The 19,900-nt window shown below is 55.6% G+C and carries 16 protein-coding genes; 12 read left to right on the top strand and 4 right to left on the bottom strand.

From position 1 onward, the window contains the following. Positions 1-13 precede the first annotated feature (13 nt). Positions 14-7,402 carry a hemagglutinin repeat-containing protein gene (locus USG84_RS10770; RefSeq protein ID WP_320738262.1) on the top strand — a complete coding sequence of 2,463 codons (7,389 nt, stop codon included), beginning with the start codon at positions 14-16 and terminating at the stop codon, positions 7,400-7,402. 54 nt (positions 7,403-7,456) lie between these two features. On the opposite strand, the gene speA is transcribed toward USG84_RS10770, so the two are convergent. The 3 genes from speA to USG84_RS10750 all read right to left on the bottom strand — a co-directional run bounded on the left by speA (position 7,457) and on the right by USG84_RS10750 (position 10,098). Then, positions 7,457-9,433, bottom strand: coding sequence for a biosynthetic arginine decarboxylase (speA, locus tag USG84_RS10765; protein ID WP_253543270.1), 1,977 nt, complete (start codon positions 9,431-9,433; stop codon positions 7,457-7,459). Positions 9,434-9,441: 8 nt separating this feature from the next. Then, positions 9,442-9,573, bottom strand: coding sequence for an acid stress response protein YqgB (gene yqgB / locus USG84_RS10760; RefSeq protein ID WP_127312443.1), 132 nt, complete (start codon positions 9,571-9,573; stop codon positions 9,442-9,444). Between the two features lie 306 nt (positions 9,574-9,879). Next, the gene (locus USG84_RS10750) at positions 9,880-10,098 is read right to left on the bottom strand and encodes a hypothetical protein (protein ID WP_151412634.1); all 219 of its coding nucleotides are present in this window, start codon (positions 10,096-10,098) and stop codon (positions 9,880-9,882) included. 138 nt (positions 10,099-10,236) lie between these two features. On the opposite strand from USG84_RS10750, the gene metK reads away from it, so the two are divergent. The 8 genes from metK to ruvX all read left to right on the top strand — a co-directional run bounded on the left by metK (position 10,237) and on the right by ruvX (position 17,306). Further along, a complete protein-coding gene (gene metK, locus USG84_RS10745) occupies positions 10,237-11,391 on the top strand; it encodes a methionine adenosyltransferase (protein WP_061097111.1) in 1,155 nt (384 codons plus the stop codon). 358 nt (positions 11,392-11,749) lie between these two features. Further along, a complete protein-coding gene (gene galP, locus USG84_RS10740; RefSeq protein WP_059355451.1) occupies positions 11,750-13,147 on the top strand; it encodes a galactose/proton symporter in 1,398 nt (465 codons plus the stop codon). A 58-nt stretch (positions 13,148-13,205) separates the two neighbouring features. Then, the gene (locus USG84_RS10735; protein WP_061097110.1) at positions 13,206-13,703 is read left to right on the top strand and encodes a SprT family zinc-dependent metalloprotease; all 498 of its coding nucleotides are present in this window, start codon (positions 13,206-13,208) and stop codon (positions 13,701-13,703) included. 94 nt (positions 13,704-13,797) lie between these two features. After that, positions 13,798-14,505 (top strand): deoxyribonuclease I, encoded by a 708-nt coding sequence (endA, locus tag USG84_RS10730; RefSeq protein WP_061097109.1) that lies wholly within the window; start codon positions 13,798-13,800, stop codon positions 14,503-14,505. Positions 14,506-14,556: 51 nt separating this feature from the next. Next, positions 14,557-15,288, top strand: a complete 732-nt coding sequence (gene rsmE, locus USG84_RS10725; RefSeq protein ID WP_041908327.1) for a 16S rRNA (uracil(1498)-N(3))-methyltransferase — start codon at positions 14,557-14,559, stop codon at positions 15,286-15,288. A 19-nt stretch (positions 15,289-15,307) separates the two neighbouring features. After that, on the top strand, positions 15,308-16,255 hold the full coding sequence (gshB, locus tag USG84_RS10720) for a glutathione synthase (protein WP_023331278.1): 948 nt from the start codon (positions 15,308-15,310) through the stop codon (positions 16,253-16,255). Between the two features lie 74 nt (positions 16,256-16,329). Beyond that, on the top strand, positions 16,330-16,890 hold the full coding sequence (locus USG84_RS10715; protein ID WP_028014368.1) for a YqgE/AlgH family protein: 561 nt from the start codon (positions 16,330-16,332) through the stop codon (positions 16,888-16,890). Further along, complete coding sequence (gene ruvX, locus USG84_RS10710; RefSeq protein WP_021242076.1) at positions 16,890-17,306, top strand: Holliday junction resolvase RuvX; 417 nt, start codon at positions 16,890-16,892, stop codon at positions 17,304-17,306. Before USG84_RS10715 ends, ruvX begins: the two co-directional genes overlap by 1 nt. Positions 17,307-17,316: 10 nt before the next feature. Here the strand turns inward: ruvX and USG84_RS10705 are convergent, their stop codons facing one another. After that, positions 17,317-18,297 carry a type IV pilus twitching motility protein PilT gene (locus USG84_RS10705; RefSeq protein ID WP_061097107.1) on the bottom strand — a complete coding sequence of 327 codons (981 nt, stop codon included), beginning with the start codon at positions 18,295-18,297 and terminating at the stop codon, positions 17,317-17,319. A gap of 17 nt (positions 18,298-18,314) precedes the next feature. On the opposite strand from USG84_RS10705, the gene USG84_RS10700 reads away from it, so the two are divergent. From USG84_RS10700 to yggU, 3 genes are read left to right on the top strand one after another with little or no spacing between them, the layout of a single operon-like run. Continuing rightward, entirely contained in the window at positions 18,315-19,016 is a 702-nt protein-coding gene (locus USG84_RS10700) for a YggS family pyridoxal phosphate-dependent enzyme (protein WP_253543272.1), read from the top strand. A 21-nt stretch (positions 19,017-19,037) separates the two neighbouring features. Further along, complete coding sequence (locus USG84_RS10695) at positions 19,038-19,604, top strand: YggT family protein (protein WP_116341962.1); 567 nt, start codon at positions 19,038-19,040, stop codon at positions 19,602-19,604. Further along, on the top strand, positions 19,601-19,897 hold the full coding sequence (yggU, locus tag USG84_RS10690) for a DUF167 family protein YggU (protein WP_008499758.1): 297 nt from the start codon (positions 19,601-19,603) through the stop codon (positions 19,895-19,897). Before USG84_RS10695 ends, yggU begins: the two co-directional genes overlap by 4 nt. Positions 19,898-19,900: the final 3 nt, after the last annotated feature.

Here is a 19,900-nt window from a genome sequence, read left to right as displayed (position 1 = left end):
TTAAGGATACCTCATGCGTAAAAAAAACAGATCAAAACCCGCGCTTACAGCCGGGAACTTACATAAACATCTTTGCCCTCTTTTTATTTCGATTGCCGGTATTCTTTCGGCAAACGCAGAGGCCGCTACAGTACCCGATACAAACCAAAGCAATGGCCCAACCATGGGACAAGCGGCTAACGGCACACCGGTGGTTAATATTACCGATCCCAATGCGAAAGGCGTGTCGCTGAATAAGTTCGACCAGTTTAACGTCGATCAAAAAGGGCTGATTCTGAATAACAGCATGCAGGACGGCGTATCGAAAATCGGGGGTTATACGGTTAAGAACGCCCAGCTGGAACACGAAGCGAAAGCCATTATCAGTGAAGTGACAGGCGCGCAGGCATCCTATATTAACGGGACGATGGAAGTCTTCGGTAAAAAAGCGGATGTAATTATTGCCAACGAAAACGGCATAAACGTTAATGGTGCCACCACCATTAACGCTAATAGCCTGACCCTGAGTACCGGTAAAGTCCAAATTAAAGAAGATGGCAACTATAAGCTCGCCGTGGAAAAAGGCAATGTCTCACTGACGGGACAGGGTATTTCCACCGATGGGCTGAGCTATTTTGATATCGTCAGCCGTAGCGCCAAACTTGAAGGGGAAATCTCCGGCAACGCAGATATCAAAATTGTCGCAGGCCAGAACGATTACGATCTGACCAGCCGCAGCCATACCGTTCGTGCCACGAGCGATCGGAATGTCCCGGATGTCGCCATTGATGGCCGGGCAATGGGCTCCATGTACGGCGGTAAAATTCAGCTTATCAGCACCGAATCGGGCGCTGGCGTGCGCCATGAGGGCAGTATTATTGCCACCGACGACATCGACATCAGCGCGAACGGCGACGTCACCCTAACAGGCCTGCGCAGCGATAAAAACGTCAACGTCAGCGGCAAAAACATTGCGCTCAATAAGAACAGCAGCGGCGTGGGCAGTACTGAAGCGCAGCAGGATATCGTCCTGCGTGCACTCTCTGGTCTGACGGTCAATAATGACCTGATCTCCCGGAACGGCACTATCCGCATTGATGCCTCTACCCTGCTGCAAAATAGCGCGGCGATCGTGGCGAAAAACGGCGCCACAACGGCAGTACCGGCTATCCAGATTAACGTTGCGGGCCAGTACACGCTGAGCGGCAAACTCAAGGCGCTGGATGCTAGCGGCGGCGTTATTTCCGGCGGCGTGGTGACGTTGAAAGATGGCGACTTTGTGGTCATGAAAAACGGCCAGCAGGTTGCATTCAGCAGCATCGTTTCTGATACCGAAATTGTGAGCAATAGCGGCGATGTGAAAATCAACGCTGGCAGCCTCAACAACAACGAAGGCGTGATCCTCGCGAAGAGAGGCACCCTGCAGATCGATCTGAACGGCGCGTTCGAAAACAACGGCTCCATCAGTGCAACCGGCGATATTCGTATTGCCTCCGGTTCAATGAAGAATAACGGCATTCTGTATGCCACCAATGCGCAGACCCTGACGGTCGGACGCCTCGACAACGCCGGTCGTCTGTATGCCGATAATAACCTGGTCATGACCGCCAGCGCCCTTAATAACAGCGGCCGCATCGGTGCCGGTAGCGGTGAAGTCCGCATCAAGTCCACAGGCGATATGAGCAACAGCGGCACCCTGAACGGTGACGATGCGCTGGTGTTTATTGATGCCGACGGCAACATCGTCAATGACGGCACCATCGCCAGTAACAGAAACGATGTTACCCTGGCTTCAGGCGGTCAGTCCGTCAGCAACAAGGGGCGTATCGAAGGGCTGAATGTGACTGCCAGGGCGAGCAACGCTAACGCCACCGTCAGCAACAGCGGCAGCATCAACGCCGGTGAGCAGTTAACCCTGGAAACTGCCAACCTGAAAAACCAGGCCGGCACGCTGAGCGCCGCCAAAGACATGCAGCTCAAGGTGACTAAACAGCTGCACAACAGCCAAAACGGCACCATACTGGCCGGTAAAACGCTTACCGTAACCGGCAGCGGTGACTTAGCGCTGAACAATGACAACGGGAAAATTCAGGGCGAAAATATCACCGCCACCGGTCTTTCCAGCGTAACCAACACCCACGACGCGCTGCTGGCGGCAAAAGAAAACATTACCCTTTCTGCAACGTCTGTACTCAACGATGCCGCGACAATTCAGGCCAGCAGCCTGATGCTGGATCGCATCGATACCGTTGATAACCTCAATGCCGCCACGCTGTACGCCGCCAACACGCTGACGCTTTCCAGTCTGAATACGCTGAATAACGACGGCGGTTTTGTGATTTCTGACGGTAAGCTGACGCTGTCGGATATTAAAACCGTTAATAACACTCAGGGTGCAACCCTGTTTGGCGCTGGCGATACCACGCTGAAAAACGTGGGTACCCTCAATAACAGCGGCGCATCGCTGATTAAATCCGATACGGCGCTCTCTGTTGCCTCCGTAACCACGCTCAATAACAGCAGCGATGCGGTAATCGCCTCTTCCGCCGATCTGAATATCAACGCCGTGAAGACGTTAAACAACCAGTCCGTAATGGTGAGCAACGGAACAATCACGATCGATACCGTTGACGAGCTGAAAAACGAAGGCGTCGTTCAGGCGGGTCTGGATCTCATCATCCGCAATATCAAAGATCTCACCAGTACAGGCGAAAACCACGTTCTGGTCGCGCTGCGCAATCTGACAATGGAAGACATTGAGTCGCTGACCAACGGCAACGGCGCGATTATCTCCGCCAATATGAATGTGGTGCTCAATGCCATCGGTATTCTGACCAACCACACGGCGGGTATTATTCAGGCCGTTGAAGGATCGCTGGATATAACCGCAGAAATCCTGCGAAACATGGGCAACATCACCGACGAAGATGGGCAACAGTCTGTATCCGCTATTGTGGCGGGCGGAGACATCAACATTGATGCCGTTCATGTGTACAACAACGATGGGGCGGCCATTGTCTCAACGCTGAACGATCTCACAATCGATGCGTTCGGTAGCGTGATTAATGCCAACAATGCCGTTCTTTCCGGGGCTCAATCCACCACGCTGAACGTTGCGAAGGGGAATGTGACTAACGAAAACAACGCGCTAATTGCAGGGAACAACGTCACAATCAACGCCGGAAATTTGACGAACCATCAGTCCGGCGCAACGATCGCGAATAATGATTTAACGCTGAATATCGACTCGCTGAATAACACAAGCGGCATCCTTGAAGCTGGCCACGATCTTCTCCTGAAGATAAAAGACTCGTTATCGCTTGATGATAACAACAGCAATATCCGCGCGGGGCATGACATGACGCTCAGCACCCAGGGCTCGCTGTTCAACAACACTATGACCGAAGCCAAAGGCAATCTGAACCTGCAGGCTGACGGCACATTTGTGAACAACAAGTCAGTGGTGACGGGCGGGGATCTGCATATCCGCGCGAAGGACGTTGCCAATAACAGTAATACTCTGCTCTGGTCGCTGGGTAATCTGGAGATCGATGCCCGCGAAGGCGCGTTCGTGAACGACTATACCGGCAACGTGATGAGCATGGGCGACATGTCCCTGATTGCCAATACGATCCTCAACTACGCGGGGATCATTCGCTCCGAGCAAAATATTAATATTGATGCGGCATATCTGGAGAACCAGAGCACCTGGACAGGGGGTGAGATTTCCCAGACCCAAACCCAGGATGCCGTCGGTCAGTGGTCGGGCATTGATAATGTTATGACTAAAGCCAGCATTACGACGGCACTGCACATTCCCGTGCTGTCGTCCGATATTGCCATGGATAAGCTTGGCGAAATCAGCGCCGGAAAAGATATTAATATCAACCAGCGCGGCATTTTTACTGAGAAAGAGATCAAAAATACTGGCGGTCTGATTCAGGCTGGTCGCGATATTACCATTACCGGCAATCTCCTGAACTCCCCGAAATATACCGCGGAGTCTATGTATGATTATCTTAACCTCACGCTCGAAGATCCTATTGTTCTGACGGACTTCTGGAAAGTTGCCATTGACCACTACACTACGCTGACCTTTACTTCGTTATATCAGTACTTTAACTTTATCTTCGGTGACGGTCAGCCTGAAACCAAAACCGGGAAAGAAGACCCAAACCGTGAGCGTAGCTATAAATCGCTGCTCGACGCCTCCAATTCGTCAACCCAGCTAAGCTATGTGATGAGTAAAGTGTTTGGCGAAACCTGGAACGCTCAGGAATTCAGCACGCTTAGCACCGCCTGGCGCAGCCTCACAGAGAGCTCATACAATCCGTTAAGACAAAATATGATCTATTTTGTGCCTGCAGAGAAAGGTGAAATCACGGCGGGTCGCGACTTTATTCATAACGGCGGCACGCTGGATAACGGTCTGGCCTACGCTGGCATCATCAAGGAAAACGCAACCATTCAGAATATCGACGTGGGTGACTACAGCGTGGATACGGTGATTGCGGGCTATGATGTTGACATGAACACCAAAACCGTTGAAGAACTGGCGATGGGTATCAGTCCGCTGCCAACCATAAAAGATCTGGTTTCGCTGCCAGGGATGTTCGAAGTCACGAACGAATTTAAAAAAGCGTCGGCGGCAGAGAAAAACGGCACGGAATATCACGGCCCGAGCAATAACATCATCCCGATTTTCGAAACCCGTCCGGAGATGATCGACCAGAGCCAGTACAGCGGTTCTGACTACTATTTCGATCAGGTGGATTACACCGCAACGGAGCCGGTTAACGTTATTGGCGACAACTACTTTATCTCCGAGCTGATCCGTCGTGAAATCAGCCATTCCGTCGGCAGTATCTTCGCCGTGCGTGATGGGCTCGAAGGCGATGCGCTGGTACAAAACCTGATGGATAACGCCGGTGTAGCCGCCAAAGACAGCAATCTGAATCTGGTGGTCGGGCAGCCGCTTAGCGAAGAACAGCGCGAGGGTTTAACCCAGGATATCGTCTGGTTCGTCAGCCAGAATATCAAAGGGACAGAAGTGCTGGTGCCAGTTGTATACCTGTGTCCGGAAACGCTTCATCAGATTGAATCCGGCGATGTGACCAAAGGCACGGCGGCCATTGCGGCCGGAAATTCGCTTTCCGTTGATGCGACAGCAATCAATAACGTCAACGGCACCCTGACCACGCAGGGAGATATGTCTCTGGTGGCGCAAGGCGATATCAAGAATATCAGTAACGCGACTGACGCCGGTATCAATGCGGGTGGCAATATCAGCATGACGACCGTCAGCGGCAACATTGCCTCTAACGGGGCGGCGATCAATGCCGGCGGCAACGTTGATATGGCAGCCGAAAATGGGGATATCACCCTGACCGCTTCCGTAGGACACGGCGAAGACGGCAAGCAGGTTATCCATGCGCATGACGACGGCGTTACCGCTGGCGGCACGGTTAACATGCAGGCCAAAACCATCACCTCCAATGCGGCGGATATCACCGCAGGCCAGGATGTGAACATGAAGGCCACCGAGGGTGACGTCACCTTCAACGATCTGCATCAGATCGAGAAAGCGCAAAATGGCCAGGCGATCAACGCGGGTACGACTACCGCGGAAGTGCTGGGCGATGTCTCTAACGTGCTGCTTAACGATCTGGCGGGTGCTTCCATCACCGTCGGCGGCACGTCGACAAAGACCACCGAGACCACGACGAAAACGGCAGAAAATATCTCCAGTATTAATGCCGGTAACGTCAGCATCAACTCAAGCGAAGACACCACGCTTAACGGCGTTAACATCAACTCCAGCACAACGACGATCAATGCTGGCGGCGATGTCTCAATGAACGCAGCGAAGACAACCACGGAAACCACCACCTCCAGCACTCAGCATAAGGGCGGCGTCACCGTGGGCGCGGGCGTCTCGCTTTCAGGCGGCAGCAGCGGCGTTTCGGTTGATTACAGCGGCAATAAGGAACACGGCTCCAGCTCGTCCACGTCTCATCGCAATACCATCATCAACGGCGACAATGTCAACGTGAACGCGGGTGGCGATCTGAACATGAACGGTGCGAACGTTGCTGCTCACACCGCTGATGTTAACGTGGCGGGTGACATGAATGTCGTCTCTCAGCAGGACACCGAGCACACGGGAAGCAGCCGTACAAACTGGGGCGCATCTGTGGGTATTGCCGTTTCTGGTGCAGGTGTAGTCCCTACCGTTGCAGGAAACGGTGGCGGCGGCTCCGAAAGCTATGACTCAGCGAAAACCACCACACAGTCGGGCATCAATACCACCGGCGAGATGAACGTGAAAACCGGCGGCGATCTCAACATGACCGGTGCTAACCTGGTGTCTCAGGATGGTACCGGTTCGGTTGCCGTGGCGGGTGATATCAACGCGAAAACGCTGGAAGATCGCGTTGAACAGGATGGTATTTACGGCGGTGCCGGCCTTGGCTTTGGTGGCACACCGGGTCAAAGTGCCGGTATTCCGTCTGCCAACCTGTATGTCGATACCGTGGATGAAATTCACTATAACGAAACGCAGAAATCGACCATTGCGGTGGGTGAAACCACCAGCGCTGGCGTTAACGGCGACGTGAATAGCAACAAAGACGAAATGTCAGTGGTCACGCGCGACGAAAAAGAGGCCGGAAACAATATCTCCTACACGCTTGCCGATCCAGGCATTCGTAAGAAGAAGAAAGCGGACGCGGATATTGATACCGACACGCCTTCTGTTCCGGATGAGGTTCCGTCCGGTGGCGGTTGCCCGCATACCTGCATTCCGGTAAAACCGGGCAGTTCGTCGCAGACCACCATCAAAAATACGACGAATAATTCGCAGCATGCGACCACGTCAACAACGGTGAAAACAACAGAGACGATCAACGCAACGGCGGCATCATCTTCCTTGCGCGCAGATAGCGTGGCAACGAACACGGTGCGCAGCGAGGCCGTTCCTGCCGTCACGCCTTCCCAGGCGCAGCCGCTTACGCCGAAAGAAAGCACGCCAGCCGCGAAGAAAACGCCTGCAACCGCCACGCCGGTGAAAAAATGGGCGGTACCGGATACCCACTATCCAGTGCTCTCTCCTGGCTCCTCTACCGCGAAAACCGGTAAAGACATGCCTAAAACACCGGAACATAAGCAGTGGAATGGCGAAATGACCAACGGCGTTGCGCCGTCCAGCGATGCTAAGGGCAGTGACGTTAAGCTCTCTCCGGGCTCTTCCACCGGGCAGACCGGCATGGATATGCCAAAAACGCCTGAACACAAAAAGTGGAACGGCGATATGAGCAAGGGCGCAATGAACGCGCGCCCGCAATGGAAACCGCTGCAGGTTGATCGGCCGATCAACATCTACGCATCGGTGACCATTACCTTCACCGACCAGCAGTACAGCTAAAAGCAAAAGGGTCTGACTTTCGTCAGACCCTTTTTTTAGCGGCCATTCCGGGGATTATTCATCTTCCAGGTAGGTATACCCGTACAGACCCGCTTCGAACTCTTCCAGGAACTGCTGCTGCAGCGCATCGTCCAGACCGGTGTTTTTCACCTGATCGCGGAACTGGGTGAGCAGCGTTTTCGGATCCAGCTGCACGTATTCCAGCATGTCCGCCACGGTGTCCCCTTCGTCAGACAGCTCCACTTCCACGCTGCCGTCAGGGAACACGAACACGTCAACCGCTTCGGTATCGCCGAACAGGTTATGCATGTTGCCGAGGATCTCCTGATACGCCCCGACCATAAAGAAGCCCAGCATCGGCGGGTTCTCCGGGTCGTACTCCGGCATTGGCATGGTGGTGGCGATACCGTCGCCGTCAACGTAGTGGTCGATAGCGCCGTCGGAGTCACAGGTGATGTCCAGCAGCACGGCACGACGTTCAGGCGCGTGGTTCAGCCCTTCCAGCGGCAGAACCGGGAACAGCTGATCGATACCCCAGGCATCCGGCATAGACTGGAACAGCGAGAAGTTGACGTAAATCTTATCCGCCATACGCTCCTGCAGCTCGTCGATAATCGGACGGTGCGCGCGGTTGCTCGGGTCGAGCTGCTTCTGCACTTCATGGCACATGTTCAGATAGAGCTGCTCCGCCCACGCGCGCTCCTGCAGGCTGAAGGTGCCTGACGAGTAGCCGACGTGAATATCGTGCAGATCCATCTGGCTGTCGTGCAGCCACTCGCGCAGGGAACGGCGCGTGCCCGGCTCGTGCATCTCCTGCCAGGTTTCCCACATGCTTTGCAGGGAGCGAGGGGCATCATCTTGCGGAGGCGTCGCTTCGCTGATTTCGCTACGCTCAACGCCAATGATGTTAGACACCAGCACCGTATGGTGAGCGGTAACCGCGCGGCCAGATTCGGTAATCACCGTCGGGTGCGGCAGGCCGTGCTCTTCGCAGGCATCGCCAATCGCCCAGATGATGTTGTTGGCATATTCGTTCAGGCCGTAGTTCACCGAGCAGTCGGACTGCGAGCGGGTCCCTTCGTAGTCCACGCCCAGGCCGCCGCCCACGTCGAAGCACTGAATATTCACGCCAAGCTTGTGCAGCTCAACGTAGAAACGCGCGGATTCACGCACGCCGGTGGCGATGTCGCGAATATTCGCCATCTGCGAGCCGAGGTGGAAGTGCAGCAGCTGAATGCTGTCCAGACGACCGCGCTCGCGCAGAATCTCCACCAGCTGCAGCACCTGGTTCGCCGCGAGGCCGAACTTGGATTTTTCGCCGCCGGAGGACTGCCATTTACCGGAACCCTGCGACGCCAGACGCGCACGCACGCCAAGGCGCGGGATGACGTTCAGACGCTCGGCCTCTTCCAGCACGATGGCAATTTCGGTCATCTTCTCGATAACCAGATAGACCTTGTGGCCCATCTTCTCGCCAATCAGCGCCAGACGAATGTATTCGCGGTCCTTATAGCCGTTACAAACGATCACCGAGCGGGTCATGCCCGCATGCGCCAGCACGGCCATCAGCTCCGCTTTGGAGCCCGCTTCCAGCCCCAGCGGTTCGCCGGAGTGGATCAGGGATTCAATCACGCGGCGGTGCTGGTTCACCTTGATCGGGTAAACCAGGAAGTAGTCGCCTTTATAGCCGTAGGATTCACGCGCGCGCTTGAACGCGGCGTTAATAGAACGCAGACGATGTTGCAGGATCTGCGGGAAGCAGAACAGTGCAGGCAAACGCTGGCCCTGTGCTTCGCGGGCTTTCACCAGCTTGGCGAGGTCCACGCGCGCTTCAGGGACGTCCGGATCCGGGCAGACGCTGATGTGGCCCAGTTCATTGACGTCGTAGTAGTTATTGCCCCACCAGGCAATATTGTAAGTGCGCAGCATCTTGCTGGCTTCCTGGGAGCTCATCGCAACCTCCTGCATAGAACGTAGTACACCCTGTTCGCCCGCTGACGAAGGCGAAAAAGAAGACATGTCGTCAGACATAGCGAACCTCAACTCTTTGTATTAAGTGTAAAACAGTTGACTACTATCGCAGCGTTATACGGCGATAACAACCCATAAACGGCTCCGTTTCCCAGCAGAGTATGCTGAAATCCAGACCGTGCGACCGGTTTCTTATTCATATCATTGTAAAACACGTATCCGAACTCTGTATGACAAGGTTCGGCGAAACCACGAGAAAACTCTTGTATTAACAAGAGCGCCCTTGTTCAGTTTTCACAGAGCGTAACCGGCCCTTGAATCCTGAGAAGCGCCGAGATGGGTATAACATCGGCAGGTTTGCAGACTAGAAATGCGGGTTGCGGGAATCAATGGCGCGCCAGAACGGCAGCGCTGAGTTAGCGGAAAACGATGGTTCATTATCTCGTATCACCTCCACGGCCGCCTCTGCTGAAACGGACCTCAAGCCAAAGCTAAAAGTTCACTGCTCAACCCGGCTGGAAGTGGCGACACGATGAGTTCATCGAGCGCTTTTTTTGTATGAGCCGCGCGCCGCGTTTTATACCGATAAGGGGGCTAAAAAGCAAAACAAAAATGCGCGCGTTGCCAGCAGCGTCAGGAAAAATTTCCAGCAGCCATTTCAACGCAGTGAGAGGTGAATCAAAAAAAACTGGAAATCGGGCGAAGAAGTGACCTAAAATAGCCATCCAGATGTTAATCCATCTATACTGATTAACACTCATACTGCCAGTGTCAAAAACCTGCAGGCCTTGGTAGAATTATCTCCTTTGGCTATTCCACACAGCAGCTTGAGCTAACCAAATTCCTCTTAGGTGAAATAAAACATGGCAAAACACCTGTTTACGTCCGAGTCCGTATCAGAAGGACATCCTGATAAAATTGCTGACCAAATCTCCGATGCGGTGCTGGATGCGATCCTGGCGCAGGATCCTAAAGCGCGCGTAGCGTGCGAAACCTATGTCAAAACCGGCATGGTTCTGGTTGGCGGTGAGATCACCACCAGCGCATGGGTTGATATCGAAGAGATCACCCGTAACACGGTGCGTGAGATCGGCTATGTGCATTCTGATATGGGCTTTGATGCCAACTCCTGCGCGGTGCTGAGCGCGATTGGCAAACAGTCTCCAGACATTAACCAGGGCGTTGACCGTGCCGATCCGCTGGAACAGGGCGCGGGCGACCAGGGCCTGATGTTCGGTTATGCAACCAACGAAACCGACGTGCTGATGCCAGCGCCTGTGACCTACGCACACCGTCTGGTGCAGCGTCAGGCTGAAGTGCGTAAAAACGGCACCCTGCCGTGGCTGCGCCCGGATGCGAAAAGCCAGGTCACCTTCCAGTACGACGACGGTAAAATCGTCGGTATTGATGCGGTGGTGCTCTCTACCCAGCATGCCGAAGATATCGATCAGAAATCCCTGCAGGAAGCAGTGATGGAAGAGATCATCAAGCCGGTTCTGCCGACCGAATGGCTGAGCTCTGCGACCAAATTCTTCATCAACCCAACCGGACGCTTTGTTATCGGCGGCCCAATGGGCGACTGCGGCCTGACCGGTCGTAAAATCATCGTTGATACCTACGGCGGCATGGCGCGTCACGGTGGCGGCGCGTTCTCCGGTAAAGATCCGTCTAAAGTTGACCGTTCTGCCGCGTACGCTGCACGTTATGTGGCGAAAAACATCGTTGCTGCCGGCCTGGCCGACCGCTGTGAGATCCAGGTTTCCTACGCTATCGGCGTGGCTGAGCCAACCTCCATCATGGTGGAAACCTTCGGTACCGAGAAAGTGCCTTCAGAACAGCTGACCCTGCTGGTGCGCGAGTTCTTCGACCTGCGTCCATACGGCCTGATTCAGATGCTGGATCTGCTGCACCCAATCTACCAGGAAACCGCTGCATACGGTCACTTTGGTCGTGAACATTTCCCATGGGAAAAAACCGACAAAGCCGCTCTGCTGCGTGAGGCTGCCGGTCTGAAGTAATCGACTGACAGCGCTAAACAGGCCAGCCTTTGTGCTGGCCTTTTTTGTGTCAGGTGGCGGCCAAAAAGCCGCACGACTGGAAGCGATTACACCGCACCGGATATATCCCGCTTTCAGAATATTCTCTTTGCATGATCGCCTTTCTTCTGCTGTTACATTTCCTTTCAGTTAAGTCTGAAATTCAAACAAACGCGATGCACATCACCTCGTTTACCTCTATATTTTCAAAGCTTTAATATTTTTTACGGTTATACGCTAGTGTAACCGATTACACCATTGTGATTAATCTCACATATTTTTATGGGTCGCTCACCTACCCTTAACATCAATAAAACTGATAACCCAACTGGAGGGCATAATGCCTGACAATAAAAAACAGGGGCGTACGTCCAACAAGGCGATGACTTTCTTCGTCTGCTTCCTCGCCGCCCTGGCAGGATTACTCTTTGGCCTGGATATCGGCGTCATTGCCGGCGCTCTTCCCTTCATCGCAGACGAATTCCAGATTAGCGCGCATACCCAGGAATGGGTGGTCAGCTCCATGATGTTCGGTGCGGCCGTTGGGGCCGTCGGCAGCGGCTGGCTCTCCTTCAAGCTCGGACGCAAAAAGAGCCTGATGATCGGTGCGATCCTCTTTGTCGCCGGTTCGCTCTTCTCCGCTGCCGCCCCTAACGTTGAAGTGCTGATTCTCTCCCGCGTGCTGCTGGGCCTTGCGGTGGGCGTGGCGTCTTATACCGCTCCGCTGTACCTCTCTGAAATTGCACCGGAGAAAATCCGCGGCAGCATGATTTCCATGTACCAGCTGATGATCACCATCGGTATTCTCGGCGCTTACCTGTCCGATACCGCGTTCAGCTACAGCGGCGCATGGCGCTGGATGCTCGGCGTGATCATTATCCCGGCCATTCTGCTGCTGATTGGCGTCTTCTTCCTGCCGGACAGCCCGCGCTGGTTTGCCGCAAAGCGCCGCTTCGTTGATGCCGAACGCGTGCTGCTTCGCCTGCGCGATACCAGCGCCGAGGCGAAAAACGAGTTGGAAGAGATCCGCGAAAGCCTGAAGGTAAAACAGTCCGGCTGGGCGCTGTTTAAAGAGAACAGCAACTTCCGTCGGGCGGTGTTCCTCGGCGTGCTGCTGCAGGTGATGCAGCAGTTCACCGGGATGAACGTCATCATGTACTACGCGCCAAAAATCTTTGAGCTGGCGGGCTACACTAACACCACCGAGCAGATGTGGGGCACGGTTATCGTGGGCCTGACCAACGTGCTGGCGACCTTTATCGCCATCGGCCTGGTGGACCGCTGGGGACGTAAGCCAACCCTGACGCTGGGCTTCCTGGTGATGGCGACGGGTATGGGCGTTCTCGGTACGATGATGCATGTGGGCATCCACTCCCCAACTGCCCAGTACTTCGCGGTGGGCATGCTGCTGATGTTTATCGTCGGGTTTGCGATGAGCGCCGGTCCGCTGATTTGGGTACTGTGCTCTGAGATCCAGCCGCTGAAAGGGCGTGATTTTGGTATCACCTGCTCTACCGCAACCAACTGGATTGCCAACATGATCGTCGGCGCAACGTTCCTGACCATGCTCAACACCCTGGGCAATGCCAACACCTTCTGGGTCTACGCCGGTCTGAATATCTTCTTTATTGTGCTGACCGTCTGGCTGGTTCCAGAAACCAAACACGTTTCACTGGAACACATTGAACGTAACCTGATGAAAGGTCGTCCGCTGCGCGAAATCGGCGCACACGACTAATCCTCTTTCGGGAGGCGCCTCTTGCGCCTCCCCGCTTCCCGCTTTATGCTCTGCCCCTATGAAAGCTCCCCGTCTCCCCATTGCCATTCAGCAAGCCGTTATGCGCAGCCTGCGGGAAAAACTCGCCCAGGCCAACCTGAAGCTCGGCCGCAACTATCCTGAACCGAAGCTGGTCTATCAGCAGCGCGGCACCGCGGCCGGCACCGCCTGGCTGGAATCGTACGAGATCCGCCTTAACCCAGTGCTGATGATGGAAAACCAGCAGGCGTTTATTGAAGAAGTGGTGCCGCACGAGCTGGCGCATCTACTGGTGTGGAAACACTTTGGCCGCGTCGCGCCGCACGGAAAAGAGTGGAAGTGGATGATGGAGGCGGTGCTCGGCGTTCCGGCCCGCCGCACCCATCAGTTCGAGCTGGAATCGGTGCGCCGCAACACCTTCCCCTACCGCTGCCGGTGCCAGCAGCACCAGCTTACCGTCCGCCGCCATAACCGCGTGGTGCGCGGCGAGGCAACCTACCGCTGCGTCAAATGCGGCGAACCGCTGGTCGCCGAGTAATATCCTGAACTTTCAGGAACTTTCCTGATCTCACTGATTGCATACGGGAACAACATTCGTTACGTTGCGGGCTCGTTTTGACACGGAGTGTAAGATGTCCCGTAATTTCTCTCTCGCGGTCGCTTTTCTGACGACGGCGCTTTCCGGCCAGGCCCTGGCCGACGGTATCAACAGTTTTTCCCAGGCCAAGGCAGCAGGCGTGAAGGTGAACGCCGATGTGCCGGGCGATTTCTACTGCGGCTGCAAAATTAACTGGCAGGGCAAAAAAGGGGTCGTTGACCTCGAATCCTGCGGCTATAAGGTGCGTAAAAACGAAAACCGCGCCAGCCGCATCGAATGGGAGCATGTCGTTCCGGCCTGGCAGTTTGGCCACCAGCGCCAGTGCTGGCAGGACGGCGGACGTAAAAACTGCGCCAAAGATCCGGTATATCGCCAGATGGAAAGCGATATGCACAACCTGCAGCCTGCGGTTGGTGAAGTGAACGGCGACCGCGGCAATTTCATGTACAGCCAGTGGAACGGTGGCGAAGGCCAGTACGGCCAGTGCGGCATGAAGGTGGATTTTAAGGAGAAAGTCGCCGAGCCCCCAGCCCGCGCGCGCGGCAGCATCGCCCGCACCTACTTCTACATGCGTGACCGTTATGACCTCAACCTTTCGCGCCAGCAGACGCAGCTGTTCAATGCCTGGGATAAGCAGTATCCGGTGACGGAATGGGAATGCCAGCGCGATGAACGCATTGCCAGAGTCCAGGGGAATCATAACCCGTACGTCCAGCGGGCTTGCCAGGCGCAAAAGAGCTAACCTACACTACGGCAATTCGCTTATACCGCATGACATATGGAATTTTTGACTATGCGCATTCCCCGCATTTACCACCCTGAACTGATTACCGCAGGCCGTGAGATCGCCCTGTCTGACGACGCCGCTAACCACGTTGGCCGCGTGCTGCGCATGGGAGCAGGCCAGGCAATACAGCTGTTCGACGGCTCTAATCAGGTTTTCGACGCGGAAATCACGCGGGCGGATAAAAAAAGCGTGCATGTAAACGTTTTGCGCGGCGAAGTGGACGACCGTGAATCGCCGCTGCACATCCACCTTGGGCAGGTGATGTCGCGCGGGGAAAAAATGGAGTTCACTATTCAAAAATCCATTGAGCTGGGTGTAAGCCTCATTACGCCACTTTTTTCCGAGCGCTGCGGCGTTAAACTGGATGCTGAACGTCTGAACAAAAAGATCCAGCAGTGGCAGAAAATCGCCATTGCTGCCTGCGAACAGAGCGGCCGCAACCGGATCCCGGAGATCCGCCCGGCGATGGATCTGGAAGACTGGTGTGCGGAAGAGGATAGCGGGCTGAAGCTCAATCTTCATCCGCGCGCCAGCGCCAGCATCAATACGCTGCCGCTGCCCGTTGAGCGCGTACGCCTACTGATTGGACCCGAAGGCGGCCTGTCGGCGGACGAAATTGCGATGACGGCGCGCTACCAGTTTACTGATATTCTGTTGGGACCTCGCGTTCTGCGCACTGAGACAACGGCACTCACGGCCATTACCGCGCTACAGGTACGGTTTGGCGATCTGGGTTGAAGTATTAACGGAGAAGAACATGATAAAGCTCGGCATCGTGATGGATCCCATCGCAAACATTAACATCAAGAAAGATTCCAGCTTCGCCATGCTGCTGGAAGCGCAGCGTCGCGGCTATGAACTCCACTATATGGAGATGAACGATCTTTATCTGATCAACGGTGAAGCCCGCGCACGCACCCGCATCGTTAACGTCGAGCAGAACTACGACAAATGGTACGAATTCGGCACCGAGCAGGACATTGCCCTGGCCGACCTCAACGTTATCCTGATGCGTAAAGACCCGCCGTTCGACACCGAATACATCTATAGCACCTACATCCTTGAACGTGCCGAAGAGAAAGGGACGCTGATCGTCAACAAGCCGCAGAGCCTGCGCGACTGCAACGAGAAGCTTTACACCGCCTGGTTCTCTGACCTGACGCCGGAAACGCTGGTGACCCGCAGCAAAGCGCAGCTGAAGGAGTTCTGGCAGAAGCACGGCGACATCATCATGAAGCCGCTGGACGGCATGGGCGGCGCGTCTATTTTCCGCGTGAAGGAAGGCGACCCGAACATTGGGGTGATTGCCGAAACGCTGACCGAGCTGGGCACCCGCTACTGCATGGCGCAGAACTATCTGCCAGCCATTAAAGATGGCGATAAGCGCGTGCTGGTCGTGGACGGTGAGCCGGTGCCTTACTGCCTGGCGCGTATCCCGCAGGGTGGTGAAACGCGCGGTAACCTGGCGGCCGGTGGCCGTGGTGAACCCCGTCCGCTGACCGAAAGCGACTGGGAAATTGCCCGCCGCGTTGGCCCTACGCTGAAAGCCAAAGGCCTGATCTTCGTTGGCCTGGATATCATCGGCGATCGCCTGACTGAAGTGAACGTCACCAGCCCAACCTGCATTCGCGAAATTGAAGCGGAGTTCCCGATCTCGATCACCGGAATGCTGATGGACGCCATAGAAAAACGTTTACAGAAATAACCTGTGACAGCGCCTGTGTTTATCCCCATACTGGGCGCTGTCGCTTTTTAAACCAGGAAACAGTACCTCTGACAATGAATTTACAGCATCACTTTCTTATTGCCATGCCTGCTCTCCAGGATCCGATTTTTCGCCGCGCCGTGGTTTATATTTGTGAATACAATGAAGACGGCGCGATGGGTATTATCATCAACAAACCGCTGGAAAACCTGCAGGTTGAAGGGATTCTGGACAAGCTGAAAATCTCGGCTGAAGCGCGCCTGCCGGAAATTCGGCTTGATAAACCGGTGATGCTGGGTGGTCCTCTTGCCGAAGATCGCGGCTTTATCCTGCATACTCCTCCGGTATTCTCTTCCAGCATTCGCATCTCCGACAACACCGTGATCACCACCTCGCGCGACGTGCTTGAAACGCTGGGCACCGCTGAGCAGCCTTCCGAAGTGCTGGTGGCGCTGGGCTATTCGTCGTGGGAGAAAGGCCAGCTTGAGCAAGAGATCCTCGATAACGCCTGGCTTACCGCGCCTGCGGACATGAATATTCTGTTTAAAACCCCGATTGCCGATCGCTGGCGTGACGCGGCAAAGCTGATTGGCATCGATATCCTGACGATGCCTGGCGTAGCGGGGCACGCCTGATGAGCGGAACACTGCTGGCCTTCGATTTTGGCACCAAAAGCATCGGCGTCGCCGTGGGTCAGCGCATCACCGGTACCGCGCGTCCGCTCACGGCCCTGAAGGCCAACGACGGCACGCCAGACTGGAACCTTATCGAGCGCTTGCTCAAAGAGTGGCAGCCGGATGACGTCATCGTTGGGCTACCGCTGAACATGGACGGCACGGAACAGCCGCTGACCGCCCGGGCGCGTAAGTTCGCCAATAAAATCCATGGCCGCTTTGGCGTCTCCGTGAAGCTTCATGACGAGCGTCTCAGCACCGTCGAAGCGCGTGCAGGCCTGTTTGAGCACGGCGGCTTTCGGGCGCTCAACAAGGGCAGCGTGGACTCCGCCTCAGCCGTCATCATCCTCGAAAGCTATTTCGAACAGGGCTTTTAAACGCAGGGGCCTACAGCCGCCCCTGCGCCCGCCTCTCCGCCAGGCTCTGGTCAAAGTTCTGCATTCCCGCCTGCTGACCGGTTTGAATGATGCCGGGCAGCTGCCACGTCTTCCCCTCACGAATCAGATTCGCCGCCGCCGCGGTGTTTACCAGCAGCTCATACAGCGCGACGCGCCCGCCCTGAAGATCGGGAAGCAGCTTTTGCGCCAGCACCGCCCGCAGGCTGCCGGCCAGTTGGTTACGCACCGGATCTTTCTCCTGCGCCGGGAACGTATCGACCAGCCGTTCAATCGCCTGTGCTGCCCCGCGCGTATGCAGCGTCGCCAGCACCAGATGCCCGGTCTCCGCCGCCGTCAGCGCCAGGCGGATCGTTTCGCTGTCGCGCAGCTCGCCCAGCAAAATAACGTCCGGGTCCTCGCGTAAGGCACTGCGCAGCGCCTCTGCAAATGACGGGCTGTGCTGGCCTATCTCCCGCTGCTGAATCAGGCAACGTTCACTCTGGTACATAAACTCAACCGGATCCTCGAGGGTGAGGATATGGCCGTCAGTATGGCGGTTGAGAAAATCGACCATTGCGGCCAGCGTGGTGGATTTGCCGCTGCCGGTCGCTCCCGTGACCAGAATCAACCCGTTGTCGCTGGACAACAGTTCGGGAATGGCTCGCGGCACGCCCAGCGACGAGAGCTGCGGACAGGTGCGCGGCAACAGCCGCAGGGTAACGGAGATGCCCTTCATCTGCTTAAACGCACTGCCGCGCAGACGCTGGTCTCCTGCGACGGTCACGGCAAAATCGACCTGCCCGCTTGCCCACCAGGCTCCCTGCTGCTCGTCGTTGAGCCACGCTTTCAATAACGCCCCGACGTCAGGCGGCGGAAACGGGGCCGGCTCAAGGCGGCCTAATCTGCGCCAGCGGGGTGGTGAATCACTGCACAGGTGTAGATCGGAGACGTTATGCTTTACACTAAGGGCCACAATTTCTTCCACATCCATAGACTACTCCTCGGAAAATGAACGACATTGCGCATAACCTGGCACAGGTCCGGGACAAAATCTCAGCCGCTGCAACGCGTTGCGGCCGTGCTTCAGAAGAAATTACGCTACTTGCAGTCAGTAAAACCAAGCCTGCGAGCGCCATCGCAGAAGCCATTGCTGCTGGTCACCGGGCGTTTGGCGAAAACTACGTGCAGGAAGGCGTGGATAAAATTCGCTATTTCCGGGAACAGGGTAAAACCGACCTGCAATGGCACTTTATTGGACCGCTGCAGTCGAACAAAAGCCGTCTGGTGGCAGAGCACTTTGACTGGTGCCATACCGTTGACCGTCTGCGCATTGCCACGCGCCTGAGCGACCAGCGCCCGGCAGAGATGCCCGCGCTTAACGTGCTGATTCAAATCAACATCAGCGATGAAAACAGCAAGTCCGGCATTGCCCTGAGCGAGCTGGATGCGCTGGCCGCAGAGGTGGCCGCCCTGCCGCGCTTAACCCTGCGCGGGCTGATGGCAATCCCGGCACCTGAGTCAAGTTATGAAAGGCAGTTTGCCGTGGCACAGCAAATGGCTGTAGCATTTGAGGCGCTTAAAGCGCGCTATGAAACGGTAGACACGCTTTCACTGGGCATGTCGGATGATATGGAAGCCGCCATCGCGGCAGGCAGCACTATGGTGCGCATCGGCACAGCCATTTTCGGTGCGCGCGACTACACCAAATAATAAGGAAACCTGAGGAACGCCATGAAGACGTTGACTTTCCTGCTCTCAACGGTCATTGAGCTGTACACGATGGCGCTTTTGCTGCGCGTCTGGATGCAGTGGGCCCGCTGTGACTTTTACAATCCGTTCTCCCAGTTTGTCGTAAAAATCACGCAACCTGTTGTCGGACCGCTGCGCCGTATTATCCCGGCCATGGGCCCCATCGACAGCGCTTCGCTGCTGGTGGCGTTTATTCTGAGCGTGATCAAAGCCATCGTGCTGTTTATGGTCATCACCTTCCAGCCGATTATCTGGATTGCCGCCGTCCTGATTCTGATCAAAACCGTCGGTTTGCTGATCTTCTGGGTGCTGCTGGTGATGGCGATCATGAGCTGGGTGAGCCAGGGCCGTAGCCCGGTGGAGTACGCCTTGATTCAGCTGGCCGAGCCGCTGCTGCGTCCGATCCGGAACCTGCTTCCGTCCATGGGCGGCATCGACTTCTCCCCGATGATTCTGGTTCTGCTGCTCTATGTAATCAACATGGGGATCGCCGAGCTGCTCCAGTCTACGGGCGATATGCTGCTGCCGGGGCTGTGGATGGCGCTATGAGTGCAGTAAGCACCTGCGCCGACGGGCTGGTTTTACGGCTGTATATTCAGCCAAAAGCCAGCCGTGACGGTATTGTTGGGCTGCATGGCGACGAGCTAAAGGTCGCCATCACCGCCCCGCCGGTCGATGGCCAGGCGAACGCGCATCTGACCAAATATCTGGCAAAACAGTTTCGCGTCGCCAAAAGCCAGGTCATCATTGAAAAAGGTGAACTTGGGCGGCATAAACAGGTAAAAATCCTTAACCCGCAATCTATCCCGACGGAAGTCGCGGCTCTGACAGAACAGGACTAAACC

This window comes from Enterobacter sp. 168J2 (genome assembly GCF_034107265.1).
In the GTDB taxonomy this organism is placed as follows: domain Bacteria; phylum Pseudomonadota; class Gammaproteobacteria; order Enterobacterales; family Enterobacteriaceae; genus Enterobacter; species Enterobacter nematophilus.
Note: the sequence above shows the minus strand (reverse complement) of the source record. Positions and strands in the feature narration are given on the sequence as shown.

Bases quoted from the DNA above. Each gene is read 5' to 3' on its own strand.
- endA (WP_061097109.1), top strand. From the start codon at position 13,798: ATGTCCCGTAATTTCTCTCTCGCGGTCGCTTTTCTGACGACGGCGCTT.
- speA (WP_253543270.1), bottom strand. From the start codon at position 9,433: ATGTCTGACGACATGTCTTCTTTTTCGCCTTCGTCAGCGGGCGAACAG.
- galP (WP_059355451.1), top strand. From the start codon at position 11,750: ATGCCTGACAATAAAAAACAGGGGCGTACGTCCAACAAGGCGATGACT.
- USG84_RS10750 (WP_151412634.1), bottom strand. From the start codon at position 10,098: ATGGCTATTTTAGGTCACTTCTTCGCCCGATTTCCAGTTTTTTTTGAT.
- USG84_RS10700 (WP_253543272.1), top strand. From the start codon at position 18,315: ATGAACGACATTGCGCATAACCTGGCACAGGTCCGGGACAAAATCTCA.
- USG84_RS10735 (WP_061097110.1), top strand. From the start codon at position 13,206: ATGAAAGCTCCCCGTCTCCCCATTGCCATTCAGCAAGCCGTTATGCGC.
- yqgB (WP_127312443.1), bottom strand. From the start codon at position 9,573: ATGAATAAGAAACCGGTCGCACGGTCTGGATTTCAGCATACTCTGCTG.
- metK (WP_061097111.1), top strand. From the start codon at position 10,237: ATGGCAAAACACCTGTTTACGTCCGAGTCCGTATCAGAAGGACATCCT.
- gshB (WP_023331278.1), top strand. From the start codon at position 15,308: ATGATAAAGCTCGGCATCGTGATGGATCCCATCGCAAACATTAACATC.
- USG84_RS10715 (WP_028014368.1), top strand. From the start codon at position 16,330: ATGAATTTACAGCATCACTTTCTTATTGCCATGCCTGCTCTCCAGGAT.
- USG84_RS10770 (WP_320738262.1), top strand. From the start codon at position 14: ATGCGTAAAAAAAACAGATCAAAACCCGCGCTTACAGCCGGGAACTTA.
- ruvX (WP_021242076.1), top strand. From the start codon at position 16,890: ATGAGCGGAACACTGCTGGCCTTCGATTTTGGCACCAAAAGCATCGGC.
- rsmE (WP_041908327.1), top strand. From the start codon at position 14,557: ATGCGCATTCCCCGCATTTACCACCCTGAACTGATTACCGCAGGCCGT.
- USG84_RS10705 (WP_061097107.1), bottom strand. From the start codon at position 18,297: ATGGATGTGGAAGAAATTGTGGCCCTTAGTGTAAAGCATAACGTCTCC.
- yggU (WP_008499758.1), top strand. From the start codon at position 19,601: ATGAGTGCAGTAAGCACCTGCGCCGACGGGCTGGTTTTACGGCTGTAT.
- USG84_RS10695 (WP_116341962.1), top strand. From the start codon at position 19,038: ATGAAGACGTTGACTTTCCTGCTCTCAACGGTCATTGAGCTGTACACG.